Raw genomic sequence first — 13,179 nt, forward strand, 5'->3', positions numbered from 1 at the left:
GGAAAGGCGGTCCCCCCTTGCACCGACGCATCCTGGCGGTCGCGGGCGTCCTCGCGCTCTCGCTGCCCACGACCGCGGCTCTCGCCGCGACACCCGACGACGATCCCGCGGCTCGCTTCGATCGCAGCGTCTCAAGCGGCGCGCTCGACAGTGACGTCTCCGCCGCCGCGATCGACCCCGACCGACAGGTCTCGGTCGTCCTCGAGATGGAAGGCGACCCCGTCGCCGTCGTCGAGGCGGAGGAGGGGCGCTCTCTCAGCAAGAGCGAGCGCACCACCGTGAAGAAGGACCTCAAGGCGGCGCAGGACAAGATCCGCTCCGGGATCACCCAGCGCGGCGGCAAGATCCGCGCGCAGATGCAGTCCGCCTACAACGGCATCCAGGCGACCGTCCCCGCCGCTCAACTGGACGATGTGGCAGCCCTCCCCGGGGTCGTCGCCGTGCACCCCGTCGTCCGGCACGAACTCGACAACGCCGTCTCCGTGCCGTTCCTCGGCGTCCCCCAGGTGTGGGAGAGCACCGGGTACACCGGTGAGAACGTCAAGGTCGCCATCATCGACACCGGCATCGACTACACCCACGCCGGATTCGGCGGCCCCGGCACGGTCGAGGCGTACGAGGCGGCAGCCGCGGCATCCGATCAGCCCGCAGACCCCGCACTGTTCGGTCCGAAGGCTCCCCGAGTCAAGGGGGGCATCGACCTCGTCGGCGACGACTACGACCCGTCCGGCACCGGCGACGCCCTCATCCCGAAGCCCGACGCGAACCCCCTCGACTGCGAGGGCCACGGATCGCACGTCGCCGGCACGACCGGCGGTTCGGGTGTCCGGGCCGACGGATCGACATACACCGGTCCCTACGACGAGTCGACGCCGTCCGTCGACTTCCGCGTCGGCCCTGGCGTCGCGCCCGAGGCCGACCTCTACGCCGTCCGCGTGTTCGGCTGCGACGGCTCCACCGAGATGACCATCCAGGCCATCGACTGGGCCGTCGACAACGGCATGGACGTCATCAACATGTCGCTGGGCTCCTCGTTCGGCACGGGCGACGACCCGAGCGCCGTCGCCGCGGCCAACGCGGTCGGAGCCGGTGTGGTCGTCGTGGCCTCGGCCGGCAACTCCGGTCCGAGCCCGTACCTCACCGGTTCGCCGGGCAGCGGTGACGGTGTCATCGCCGTCTCCGCGATCGACAGCACCCCGTCGTTCCCCGGCGCCGCCCTCACGGTCGGTGGCAAGAACGTCGAGGCGATCAACGCCAACGGCGCCTCGCTCGGCGGCCTCGGCACGCTGACCGTCGTGCGCCTCACCGACGACCCGGCCACGCCGGCCAACGAGGCGCTCGGGTGCGCGGCATCCGACTACACCCGCGCCGGCGTCACCCCCGGCGGCAACCAGATCGCCGTCGCTGAGCGCGGCACCTGCGCCCGCGCCGCGAAGGCGATCTTCGCGCAGCAGGCCGGAGCGGCAGCTGCGGTCATGGTCAACTCGACCAACGACCTGCCGCCGTATGAAGGCGCCATCACCGAGAACCCCGACGACGGCACGCCGTACGAGGTCACGATCCCGTTCCTCGGCGTTCGTTCGTCTTCGGGTGCGGCGTTCGTCGACGGTGCGGCGGTGACGATCACCGCGAAGGAGATCGCGAACCCCGCCTTCCGCGGGTACGCCTCGTTCAGCTCGTCGGGACCCCGCAGCGGTGACAGTTCGATCAGCCCCGATGTCGCCGCGCCGGGCGTCTCGATCTCGTCCGTCGCCGTCGGCACCGGAAGCGACTCGGCCGTCCTGTCGGGCACGTCGATGGCTGCGCCCCATGTGGCCGGCGTCGCCGCGCTCACGGTGCAGGCGCATCCGACCTGGGACACCGAGCAGATCTCGGCGGCCCTGGTCTCGACGGCGGACCCGGATGCGGTCGCCGGCGTCGACCCGACGCGCGGAGGCGTGGGACTCGTCGACACCGCTCAGGCGGTCGCGACCACGGTCACCGCGACCGGCGACGTCTTCCGCACCGACAGCGGCCGGATGCGCGAGAGCGCGTTGAGCTTCGGCTTCGACGAGGCCACCGGCAAGCTCGACAGCACCAAGACGGTCACGGTCCGCAACGACGGAAAGAAGGCAGTCACGTTCCGTGTGTCGACCGCTCCGTCGGCGCAGTCGCTGGGGGCCAAGGTCACGACGAACACCAAGACGGTCACCGTGCGCCCCGGGCGGACAGCGACCTTCCGGGTGTCGGTCTCGATCGCCGCGTCGTCGATCCCGAGCTCGCTCTCCGCTGACGACCAGTTCTCGTTCTACGAGGTCTCGGGCAACGTCGTCCTGACGTCGAAGGACTCGACGCTGCGGGTTCCCTACCTGCTCGTCCCCCGCTCGAACAGCGACGTGACGGTCACGGGAGCCCTCAGCTCTCGCGGCCGCATCACCGACGGCGACCGGAAGCTCGAGCTGAGCAACCGCAAGGGCGCTCTGGACGCTGCGGCGGACGTCTACACGTGGGGTCTGTCGGACAAGAAGGATGCCCCGAGGTCGCTCACCGACACCGGGTACGACCTCCGCGCCGCCGGCGTGCAGTCATTCGCGACGACGGGGGGCGACCACCTGGCCGTCTTCGCGGTCAACACCTGGTCGCGGTGGTCGAATGCGGCATCCAACGAGTTCGACGTGGTGATCGACTCCAACCGGGACGGCACCCCGGACTGGGTCGTGTTCTCGTACGACTCGGGCGCCGTACGCTCCGGTTCGGTCGACGGTGTCGCCGAGGTCTTCGTCCAGAACGTGAAGACCAAGGAGCTCATCCCGAGCGGATTCCTCGCGCAGGCGCCGACCGACAGCAGCACCATCCTGCTGCCGGTGAACCTCGCCGACCTCGGCATCACGGGGCCGTTCGACTACACGGTGCAGTCGTTCAGCGGAACGACCGACGGAAGCGACGCCGTCGACGGAACGGCCACATACGACCCGAGCAAGCCCGCTTTCGAGAACGGCCAGTACGAGGTCGTGCCGAAGGGCGGCAAGGCGTCGGTGACGGTGCGGACGAGCGCGTCGGCGTACGCCGCGCAGAAGCCGCTCGGCGCGATGGTCGTCGTCGTCGACAACGAGTCAGGAGCCAAGGAAGCGCTGCTGGTCTCGACGAAGTAGGACCCGCGGTACGAAGGGGCGGTGCGTCGATGACGCGCCGCCCCTTCGGCATCCGTCCTCAGCGCTCGCAGAGGCGCGGCTCGTCGCCTGCGCCGAAGCGGTAGTCGAAGGTGCGATCGTCCGCACGGACGATGACGCGGTATCCGTCGACGATGGCCTGCGTGTACGTCATCCCCGGGGCGGGGCACCCGAGGGAGCCGTCCGAGAACTCGACGCGCTCCGCGGAGACGAGGGTGGGGTCACCCGAGACGCCGCGGGCGGTGAGATCAGCGATCAGCGCGTCCCATTTCGCCGGCGGCAGGTCCGCGGGCGACCCGGTCGGCCCGAGGGGCGCGGGGCTCGCGGTGCGAAACGGCGGGCGGCTCGACGGGGGATTCTCGCTCGGGGCGGGCATGGCGGCTCCTTCGCTCGCGCAGGCGGTGAGGGCAAGGCCGGCCCACACGATGACCGCCGCGGCGGACGTGGCACGCATTCGCATGAGGCACCTCCTCCCGGAAGGCTACGCGCGTCCGTCGCCGTGGGGCAGGGCAGGATGCGCGTAGCCTGGGCCGATGATCCCTTCGGCTGCTCGAACCGCTCTGAACGTCGTCGACTGGCGTCGCCGCGTCTTCGCCCTGTACGCCGAGGTGCGGGCCGCATCTCATCCTGCGGCCGGGCACGCGCTGTGACAGCGCGGGCGGAACGAGTTGCTCGCGCATCACCCTGCGACGCCGATCCTCCCCGAGGATCGCCTGGCGTTCGACGGCGTACCGGTCGCTCCGTACGACCCCGCCTGGCGGCTCGAGGTGCCCTTGCAGCCCGCGGAGCCTGGCGGCTTCGAGTTCGCGACCGGGACGGACGGGGTCGTTCCGTTCGAGCGGGTCGCCGTCGTCGAGCTGCCGGACGTCGGTTCGCTCGACGTGTGGCGGCTCACGACGTACGGCGGCGGGCTCTTCATCCCGCTGCGAGACGCGCTGGCCGGACGGCCGGACGGAACCTACGGCGGCGGCCGGTACCTGATCGACACGATCAAGGGCGCTGACCTGGGGGCGGATGCCGACGCCGGGACGATCGTCCTCGACCTCAACTTCGCGTACAACCCGTCGTGCGCGTACGACCCCGCCTGGGCGTGCCCTCTCGCGCAGCCCGGCAACGTGCTCGCCGTCGACGTGCCGGTCGGCGAGCGCTACCCCGGGGTCTGATTCCGGTTCTTCGTCCTCCGGCGGCGGGCTCGCCAGGATGCCCACGCGCCTGTCGACCACAGTGCGGCGATCACGAGCAACGGTTGGAAGAGCAGACGGATGCCGCGGGCGAGGTCGGTGTCGAGCCCGAATGCGTCGGTGCCTCGAACGAACTGCTCCACGTTCCCGGGGAAGATCGCGACGAAGAACGCCGCGACGACCCACCCGATGGCGACGCGATATCGTCCGACCAGGAGGGCGACGCCGAGCGCGATCTCGACGATTCCGGAGCCGACCACGACGAGGTCGGTGGGAAGGGGCAGCCACCGGGGAACCTGGGCGACGAAGTCCTCGCGCGCGAACGTCAGGTGCGCGGTTCCGGTGAAGACGAGTCCCGCCCCGAGGATCAGGCGAGTGATGGTCCGGGGCGCGCTCACGGATCGAGCGTAACGACATCCGGCCCGGGAGGGCTGTCCTCCGACGTGGACGCGACGGCGGGAGTCGAACCCGCTGCACATCCGGTATGACCCGGTGCCCGGGACCACCCGGACCGTCGCGATGATGTCACGCTAATCCGGACGGCGGACGTCGCCGCAACGGATGACCGCACATGACGCGGCGTGTCCGTGTGTGACGGCCTCACTGACCCTTCTTGCCGTTGCCGTTGCCGTTGTTGTTGCCCTTGCCCTTGTTGCTGTTGCTGTTGCTGTTGCTGTTGCCGGTGCTCTTGTCGCCGTGGACCGCGGAGTTCTCGTTCGCGCGCTCCTTCGCCCTCTCGTTGGCGTTCTCCTGGGCGGGGGACTGAGGCTCGGCGTTCGTCGGTGTCGGATCGGAGGCCTTCGGTGCAGGTTCGTCCGTCCGGTCGCCGCTCGAGGTGTCGAGCGTCACGACGGCCGGTTCGCCGCCGTCGACGACGAGCTCCGCAGGGGCGGGCGCCGTCGGTTCGCTGACGGTCTCCTCCGGTGCGGGGCGGCCGCCGGGGGTGCCGTCGGCCCACCACGAGCTGAGCAGGACGATGTGGATCGCGGCGATGATCCCTACCGCGCCGGCGAGGATCCACGCCCGCGAGCGGCGGCCGCGTCGCCGCGATCGGCTGGCCCGACGGGAGAGTCCCTGGGTTGCGACATCGGATGGTGGCGCGCTCGCTGCCAGGGGCGCCGGCGCAACGCTCGCCGCGAGCGTCGTGGACGGGGATTTCGCGGAGGGGACCTCGAGCGCCTGCGTCTCCTGCTCGAGGATCGAGGTCGCAGGGCGCGGGACTCGGACGAGGTTCGTCGGGAGAGACCGCGCACGCTCCGCGACCTCTGCCGCGGTCGGGCGGTCGCCGGGCTCCCGCGCGATCATCTGGCCCAGCAGTGCGGACCATTCCGGCCCCAGCCAGGCGGGGATCTCAGGAGTCTGCACCAGTCGCGCCATCACGCGCCCGATGCCCGAGGCCTCGGGGAACGCGCGACCGCCCGTGATCGTCTCGAGGGCGAGGAGCCCCAGCGCGTAGACGTCCGCGGGCGGACCGGCGGGCTCGCCGCGCACCTGCTCGGGTGCGAGGTACGCCGCGGTCCCGATGACGGTGCCCGGTGTCGTGAGCCTGGTGCTGTCGGCGAGATAGGCGACGCCGAAGTCGGCCAGTTTCGCCCAGAATCGGCGGCCGGGTAGATGAGAGGGTGCCAAGAGGACGTTCGAGGGCTTCACATCCCGGTGGACGATGCCGGAGCGGTGAACGACCTCGAGGCCCGCGGCGAGTTCGGCGACGAGACCGGCCGTCTCTGCGGCATCCAGAGGGCCGTCCTTCAGCGCGACGGCGAGCGACTCGCCCTCGATGAACTCCATGACGAGGTACTCGGGCTGTCCCGGAACGATCTTCGCGTCGTACAGCGTGACGAGGGAGGGGTGGTTCAACGATGCGAGCAGCGACATCTCCGTGCGCGCGCGGGGGAGGATCGCCGGGTTCTCGGACTCGGTCCGCATGATCTTGATCGCGACGGTGCGGCCGAGGACGACATCCTCTGCTCGATACACCCGTGCCATGCCGCCCTGCCCCACGCAGGGACCGAGGACGTACCGTCCGTCCAGCATGCCCGACGTCGCGTACTCGTCGGACGATTCGGTCACGGCCACTCCTGCGATACTCCGGACCTTGACGTCCGCTCCTGTGCCACCCGGGTAAAGCGACACCACGAACGTAAAGGGTCGACAGCGTCACGTCTGGCGGGTTGACTCGTGATCGGATTGATGTAAGCGGCGTCGCGCTGAAGACCGTTGCCCGGCTCGCAGCAGACCCGCGACGCCGGCGACCGCCACCAGCCCGCCGATGACGAGCAGCCCGATCGCGACAGCGGGGCCGATCCGCGCCTCAGCGACGGCGTCGGTGAGCACGGTCATCGCGCGGGCGGACGAGGTGACGGAGTATCCCGCGGCGGCGATCGCCGCGAAGGTGAGACCCCACACGATCGCGGCCCAGCGGGTCCGGGGTCCGTCGGTCCGGGGAGTGGATGCCGCGGGTCCGTCGGAGATCGCCGGCTCGAGATCATCGAGCGGGGCGGCGGATGCATCGGTCATGACGGGTTCCCTTCGGAGCCGGGGGCGTCATCCAGCTCGATCTGGATGTAGCCCGAGTCCTGTTCGACGAGCAGCCTCTGCGTCGTCAGCGGTGCCGCGGTGTCGCCCAGAGCGGCGGTGTAGCGAATGCGGCCGTCTGCGAGCGGTGTGATGACGATTCCGTCTATGTCGCGCAGCCCGACGTACCCATCGGCGACGGACATGCCGCCGTTCGCATGGGTGGTGACGATCTCGAGATCCAGGCGCACCCCGTCGGCCACGGTGACGTACGTCGCCCCGAAGCGCTTCTGGACATGCATCGTGCCGTCGCGCCCTGTGTCCTCGAGGCTGACCCACAGAGTGCCCCACGGCTGCCGGAACGTGCCGATGGGGGCATCGGCGTTCGACACGCTCCCGGTGTCGACGTGCAGCTCCCGCCCGACCGTGACTGCGACGGCTGCGACGCCCCCGAGAAGGGTGACCGCGGTGACGAAGGCGAGGAACCCGCTCCGGCGCCGTAGGGCACCGGCGACCGTCATCGCCGCCGCGAGGACCACTGCCGCGGCGAACAATCCGGCGGCGATCGGATCGCCCCCCGCTGTCGACAGCGCGAAGATCGTCCCCACGATCACTGCCGCCCCGAGGGCGAGAGCGACGAACGCGAGCGGCGCACGGGGCGCGACCGCATGCCGCTCGCGACGGCGCTCTGCAGCCTCGGCCGCGAAGGCCGCGGCGGCTTCCTGGCGCTCGCGGCGCAACTGGTCACGCGCGGATCGCGCGGCATCCTGCTGCTCCCGGCGCCACGCCTGATCCTGCTCCTTCCACGCCGCGTGCTGCTCGCGCCACCGCGCGAGATCGTCCTCCGTGGCGGAGTCGGCGGGCGTCGTGGGTGCGGCCGGCGCGTCGAGATCGAGGGGCGCCTCGGTGGCATCCTGCTCCGCGGCACCCGGCCCGGCGGGCGCGATGGTCGACCGGGCGCGCCGCGGTGCGATCAGCACGGCGACGACCGAGACCGCGATCGCGCCGGCCGCGAGGAGGAGGATGCCCACACCGATGTCACCGAACCAGGCGCCGCCGAGGAGGGCGAGGCTCGGGATGCCCAACAGCAGGGGCAATGGAGGGGGGACGAACGACCCGGCGAGGAACAGAAGCGCTCCGACCTGTCCGGTGTGAAATCGGCGGTGCCAGGCCTCCCGCGCGAGGACTCGGCCGGCCGCGTCGGGCAGGAGCGCCCAGGCGACTCCGTAGACCGGCGTCACGGGGAAGCCGATGACCGCGAGGACCACGAGGATGCCGCGCACGATCAGCGGGTCGACTCCCCACCGTGCGGCCGTGCCGGCGGCAACCCCGCCGAACCAGCCGTCCATGCGCATCACGCCGAGACTCGAGGTCCACTCGAAGAAGCGGTCGCCGCGTCCGGGAGCGGGCGGGAGTTCGGTGGGCGGTGCGCTGGTGTGCGGCGAGGGCATGTTCCGAGCATGCCGGTGGAGCTACAGGGCCGCTATCAGGGGTCACCCTGATCGGTCCCTGATCCCTCTTCCGGATGATGTCCTCCGGCCGGGCCCGATGGTTTGATGTGGACATGTCCTCCCTTGCGACGGCGTCGGATGCCGCGGCCCGGCCGGTGCGCCCGACGCGCCCCGGGCGGCGCCCCACCCGGCCGCCTCTCGCGCGACCGCGAGCCATGGCGGTGACCGGGGTCGCTGTCGGGCTCGCCGACCATCTCGGTGTCGCGGTAACGCGCGTGCGCGTCCTGCTCATCGCAGGCACTCTCGCGGGAGGTGCAGGCGTCCTGTTCTACGTCTGGTGCTGGATGTTCATGCCGATGACCTCCGGTGACGCGACACCCACTCGGCGGGTACCGGTGGCCTGGCTCGCGCTCGGCGTCGCGGGGATCGCGGTCGCGGGTGCGGTGGCGGCGGCGTCGCAGGACGGGATGGTCCGTGTCGACCTCCCGCCCGTGGGACCGCATGGGTACACCTTCGCGTTCTGGCCGACCGAGCCGTGGGTGTGGTCGGCGACGATGTTCGCGACCGCGGCCGGCGTCTGGGGCGGCGTCATCGACCGAGTGGACCCCGCTCGCGGTCCCCGTCACGCCGGGACCGTGCGCCTCCTCGCCGTCGCGGGCCTCGCGGTCGTCTTCCTGACCATGCTCCCGCTGGCTGACGTCCGCGGCGTGCGCGCGGTCCTCGGTGAGCTCGTCCTACCCCTCATCGGTGCCGTGGTCATCGCGGCATCCGCTCTCCTCCAGGCCTGGCGTCAGCTCGTCGACGACCGGATCGGACGGGTGCGCGAGGAGCAGCGGGCGGCCATGGCGGCACACCTGCACGATTCCGTGCTGCAGACGCTGGCGCTCATCCAGAACCGGTCGGAGGCCTCGAGCGAGGTGTCGCGCATCGCGCGCGCCCAGGAGCGGGAGCTCCGCGCCTGGCTGTACGACGGCGATTCGCCCGCCGACAGCGACCTGGCGACGGACCTGCGCGACTACGCGGGCGCACTGGAGCTCGACTACCCGGTCCGTATCGACGTCGTCTCGACCGGCACCTCGACCGAGCGCGCGAGCGGTGAGCTCGCGGCCGCCGCCAGAGAGGCGATGCTCAACGCCGCGAGGCACGCGGGCGGCGAGATCTCGGTGTACATCGAGGGGGCGGCATCCGCCGTGGACGTCTTCATCCGCGATCGCGGTGCCGGCTTCGACCCGGCCGCGGTGCCCGCGGACCGCTGGGGCGTGCGCGAGTCGATCATCGGACGGATGCGGCGCATCGGCGGGACCGCGGTCATCCGGTCGGTTCCCGATGTCTCGGGCACCGAGGTACGGCTGAGCCTGCCGACGGGAGGGCGGCGTGACTGACGCGACGACAGGCCGCGAGCGCCTGCGCGTCGTGATCGTCGACGACCACTCGATCTTCCGGTCGGGTCTGCGGGCCGACCTCGACGCCTCCGTCCGCGTCGTCGGCGAAGCGGCCGACGTCGACGGCGCCGTGGCGATCATCGCCGCCGAGCGCCCCGATGTCGTGCTGCTCGATGTCCACCTGCCGGGAGCGGACGGAACGTTCCACTCGCTCGGCGGCGAGGCTGTCATCCTCGGCTCGACGGGAACGCCGACGCGATTCCTCGCTCTCAGCGTGTCGGATGCCGCCGCGGACGTCGTCCGGGTCATCCGCGCCGGTGCGCGCGGCTACATCACGAAGGGATCCTCGGGCGCGGATGTCAGCCGCGCCGTGCACGCCGTCGCGAGCGGGGATGCCGTGTTCTCGCCGCGGCTGGCGGGGTTCGTCCTCGACGCCTTCGGCGCCGCGGCGGGGGAGACCGCCGCCGTCGACGACGAGCTCGACCGACTGTCGGGGCGCGAGCAGGAGGTCATGCGACTCATCGCCCGTGGCTACGCCTACAAAGAGGTGGCGCAGGAACTGTTCATCTCCGTGAAGACCGTCGAGACCCACGTGTCTTCGGTGCTCCGGAAGCTGCAGCTGTCGTCGCGCCATGAGCTCACCGCGTGGGCTTCCGAGCGGCGGCTGCTGTGAGCCGTCCCGGGGGCGGGGCCGCGGCATCCCGGAAAAAAGATTCTATGTATACATATACTCCGTATGTGATTTCCCGCTTCCGCAACCGGGCGTCGACCCTCGTCGTGGGTGCCGTGTGGGCGGCGCTCGTCGTGTTCGTCGTCGTGTGGGCCGCCTCGCAGGAGTCCCCGTTGGCCGTGTCGTTCGCCGTCGCGAGCGCGATCACCTGGATCGCGGGCGGCCGGGCGGTAGGACTGTGGATGCGTTCGTCCAGCCGGCGCAACGTCCCGGTCGACGCCGCGGGCAGAGGAGCCGAGCGGATCGCGCTGCTCGTGTGCATCTGCGACGACCTCGACGAGGCGGCGATCATCCGCAGCTCCCGTCAGGACTCTCCCGTCGACGTCGTCCTCCTCGACGACTCCCGGGACGAGGGCGTGCGAGCGCGCGTCGACGCGCTCGCCGCCGCCCGGGGGTGGCGCGTGATCCGTCGCAGGGTGCGGTCGGGCTTCAAAGCCGGCAACCTCAACGCCGGGATCGCGCAGCTCCAGGGCCGCTACGACGCCTACCTCATCTGCGACAGCGACGTCGTCCTGGATGCCGGAGTCGCGCGGGTCTGCGCGGCGGCGCTCGCCGATCCGACGGTCGCCGTCGCGCAGGCCTCGCCCGCGGCATCCATCGGCAAGAGCCGGTTCGCCCGCTATTTCGGGCCCCTCCTCGCGACCCACCTCGGCGTCACCCGACGCGGGCGGGGAGCGCACGGGGTCACCGCATTCCTCGGACGCGGGGCCCTCGTCCGGGCCGCGGCCATCGAGGACGTCGACGGCTTCCCCGAGGCGGTCGCCGAGGACCTCGCCATGACCGTGCGGCTGCGACGCCGCGGCTGGCGGGTCGTCGACGCCGACGTCGCCTTCACCGAGGACTATCCGATCGACTACGCGGCCTTCCGCGTGCAGATGCGCAAGACGGCCGAGGGAGCCGTCGAGTTCCTGCGCCGCCCGGGCCGGATGCGGGGGCTCCGCCTGCGCGAAGCGCTGGACCTGGCGCTCGAGACGGCTCTCGTGCCCGTGACCGCTCTCGCCGGGGCCGCGACCCTCGTGACCGGGGCCGCGCTCGCAGGCACCGGCACGCCGCCCCCGATCTGGGTCATGATCGTGTCCGCCTTCGCCGCAGCGTCACCGCTCCTGCCCGAGGCGGTGCGCCGGGCACGATCGCAGCGACTCGCCGCAGGACTCGCCTTCGCGCTGGCCGCAGGCCTCCTCTACGCATCCACGACGTTCGTCGTCCTCGGCGCGGTCGTCCGTACCGCCCTCGGCCGACGCGCGACCTTCTGGGTGACGCCGAAGACCGCAACTCGGCGCGGGATGGCGCAGACGGCAGCGCTGCTCAAGGACGAGATGATCCTCGTCCCGGTGCTCGCGGTCGGTGCCGTCATCGTCTCGGGCTCGCTGCTCGCCGCGGGGGGACCGCTCGGACCCGCGACCTTGGCCGCGCTCTTCACCGTCGGCATGCTGCGTCGCGCGCGCACCGATCGGGTGCTCGTCCCGGTGCCGGCCCCTCGCCGGTCGACGATGACAGTGCACCGCCCGCCGGCGGCTATCGTGGTCCGTTCGCGCACGCTCGCCGGCTGATCGTCGTGAGTCCGCCGGCCGTCCGTACGACGCCGACCGCGCGGACGCAAGGGGCGCGCGCCGACACCCCGGGCCCGGGTACCGTGCCCCGCATGCCCCGCTACACCCCCCGCCTGACGGCGGCGCAGTTGGCGCTCGGTCTGCGCCGAGCCGGCGGGGACGTCTTCACCCCCCGACGCCTGATCCTGGCACTCAAGACCGCTCTCGCCGCGGGGGTCGCCTGGTTCTTCGCCCCGCTCGTGCCGTTCGCCGATGCCGACTACTCCTACTACGCGCCCCTCGGCGTGCTCGTGAGCATGTATCCGACGGTCGCCGATTCCGCTCGAGCCGGCATCCAGTCGCTGATCGGACTGGCCTGCGGCATCGCGCTCGGCTTCGGCGGGCTGGCCCTCGTCGCGGCGGGGGCGCCCAGGATCGTCGCCCTCGGACTCGTGGTGCTCATCGGAGTGGCGATCGGCGGCATCCGTGCCCTCGGCGTCGGACGCGACTGGGTCGCACTCGCCGGCCTCTTCGTGCTCCTGCTGAGCAGGAACGACCCGGACGGTTTCTCATCGTCCTACCTCGCGACGATGGCATTCGGTGTGCTGATCGGCGTCGTGGCCAACTTCGTGCTCGTCCCTCCTCTTTATCTTCAGTCCGCTCGCGACCGGCTCTCCGAGCTGCGCGCCGCCGTCTCGTCGGCTCTCGATCGCGCGGCGGACTCGGCGGGCGAGGCGGAACCGGACCTCGCGAGCCTGCGTGAAGATGGTGACGCGCTCGCCGAGCTCGTCATCGCCGTGGCCGCCGATGTGGACGAGGCGTCCCGGTCGGAGCGGGCCAACATCCGCGCGCGAGGCGTCGGCGGGGTCCACGACGAGAACGCGCAGCGATGGTGGGGGCTGGAGCGGGCGGCGTACCTCACCCGGGACCTGCTCGACGTCCTCGGGCAGCACGAACGCCTCGACGAACGGCACGGAGATCCCGCCCTGCTCGACGCCGCGATGCGCCGGGTCGCGGAGCTCATGGCCACGCCGCCCGCCGACGAAGAGATGTCCGCGAGGGTGGATGCCGCGTGGCACGCCATCGACGCATATGCGGAGTCTCTGCCCGCCCCGGACGCGACCGCCGACGCGCACGATCAGCCGGGGCTGTGGATCGCCGCCACGCTCGGGCGCATCACCGACATCTCGCGGCGGGTGTCCGACGCGCTGGCGTGAGCTCCCGCCGACGACGCCGGGCGTCG

At 71.6% G+C, this 13,179-nt stretch carries 10 protein-coding genes, 1 tRNA gene and 1 pseudogene; 6 read left to right on the forward strand and 6 right to left on the reverse strand.

The annotated features are described in order from the left end of the window. Positions 1-17 precede the first annotated feature (17 nt). On the forward strand, positions 18-3,131 hold the full coding sequence (locus ACIQLK_RS11545) for a S8 family serine peptidase (RefSeq protein WP_400364943.1): 3,114 nt from the start codon (positions 18-20) through the stop codon (positions 3,129-3,131). Between the two features lie 58 nt (positions 3,132-3,189). On the opposite strand, the gene ACIQLK_RS11550 is transcribed toward ACIQLK_RS11545, so the two are convergent. Beyond that, on the reverse strand, positions 3,190-3,609 hold the full coding sequence (locus tag ACIQLK_RS11550) for a hypothetical protein (protein WP_400364944.1): 420 nt from the start codon (positions 3,607-3,609) through the stop codon (positions 3,190-3,192). Between the two features lie 73 nt (positions 3,610-3,682). On the opposite strand from ACIQLK_RS11550, the pseudogene ACIQLK_RS11555 reads away from it, so the two are divergent. Next, positions 3,683-4,312 (forward strand): annotated as a pseudogene (locus ACIQLK_RS11555) (DUF1684 domain-containing protein). Here ACIQLK_RS11555 and ACIQLK_RS11560 read toward each other — a convergent pair. The 5 genes from ACIQLK_RS11560 to ACIQLK_RS11580 form a co-directional block, all read right to left on the reverse strand. Then, on the reverse strand, positions 4,297-4,728 hold the full coding sequence (locus ACIQLK_RS11560; RefSeq protein WP_400364945.1) for a hypothetical protein: 432 nt from the start codon (positions 4,726-4,728) through the stop codon (positions 4,297-4,299). The pseudogene ACIQLK_RS11555 and the gene ACIQLK_RS11560 overlap by 16 nt on opposite strands. A 46-nt stretch (positions 4,729-4,774) precedes the next feature. Then, positions 4,775-4,849, reverse strand: a tRNA-OTHER gene (locus tag ACIQLK_RS11565). A gap of 81 nt (positions 4,850-4,930) precedes the next feature. Next, positions 4,931-6,400, reverse strand: coding sequence for a serine/threonine-protein kinase (locus tag ACIQLK_RS11570; protein WP_400364946.1), 1,470 nt, complete (start codon positions 6,398-6,400; stop codon positions 4,931-4,933). 87 nt (positions 6,401-6,487) lie between these two features. Further along, entirely contained in the window at positions 6,488-6,847 is a 360-nt protein-coding gene (locus ACIQLK_RS11575) for a hypothetical protein (protein ID WP_400364947.1), read from the reverse strand. Continuing rightward, positions 6,844-8,295 carry a PspC domain-containing protein gene (locus ACIQLK_RS11580; protein ID WP_400364948.1) on the reverse strand — a complete coding sequence of 484 codons (1,452 nt, stop codon included), beginning with the start codon at positions 8,293-8,295 and terminating at the stop codon, positions 6,844-6,846. Before ACIQLK_RS11580 ends, ACIQLK_RS11575 begins: the two co-directional genes overlap by 4 nt. 113 nt (positions 8,296-8,408) lie before the next feature. Here ACIQLK_RS11580 and ACIQLK_RS11585 point away from each other — a divergent pair, with 113 nt between their 5' ends. The 4 genes from ACIQLK_RS11585 (at position 8,409) to ACIQLK_RS11600 (ending at position 13,153) form a co-directional block, all read left to right on the forward strand. Next, a complete protein-coding gene (locus ACIQLK_RS11585; RefSeq protein ID WP_400364949.1) occupies positions 8,409-9,677 on the forward strand; it encodes a PspC domain-containing protein in 1,269 nt (422 codons plus the stop codon). Beyond that, a complete protein-coding gene (locus ACIQLK_RS11590) occupies positions 9,670-10,350 on the forward strand; it encodes a LuxR C-terminal-related transcriptional regulator (protein ID WP_400364950.1) in 681 nt (226 codons plus the stop codon). Before ACIQLK_RS11585 ends, ACIQLK_RS11590 begins: the two co-directional genes overlap by 8 nt. A 65-nt stretch (positions 10,351-10,415) precedes the next feature. Beyond that, on the forward strand, positions 10,416-11,957 hold the full coding sequence (locus tag ACIQLK_RS11595; protein ID WP_400364951.1) for a glycosyltransferase family 2 protein: 1,542 nt from the start codon (positions 10,416-10,418) through the stop codon (positions 11,955-11,957). A 92-nt stretch (positions 11,958-12,049) separates the two neighbouring features. Next, positions 12,050-13,153, forward strand: a complete 1,104-nt coding sequence (locus ACIQLK_RS11600) for an aromatic acid exporter family protein (RefSeq protein ID WP_400364952.1) — start codon at positions 12,050-12,052, stop codon at positions 13,151-13,153. The last annotated feature ends 26 nt before the right edge of the window (positions 13,154-13,179 follow it).

Origin of the sequence: Microbacterium sp. NPDC091382 (assembly GCF_044757025.1) — a bacterium.
In the GTDB taxonomy this organism is placed as follows: Bacteria; Actinomycetota; Actinomycetes; order Actinomycetales; family Microbacteriaceae; genus Microbacterium.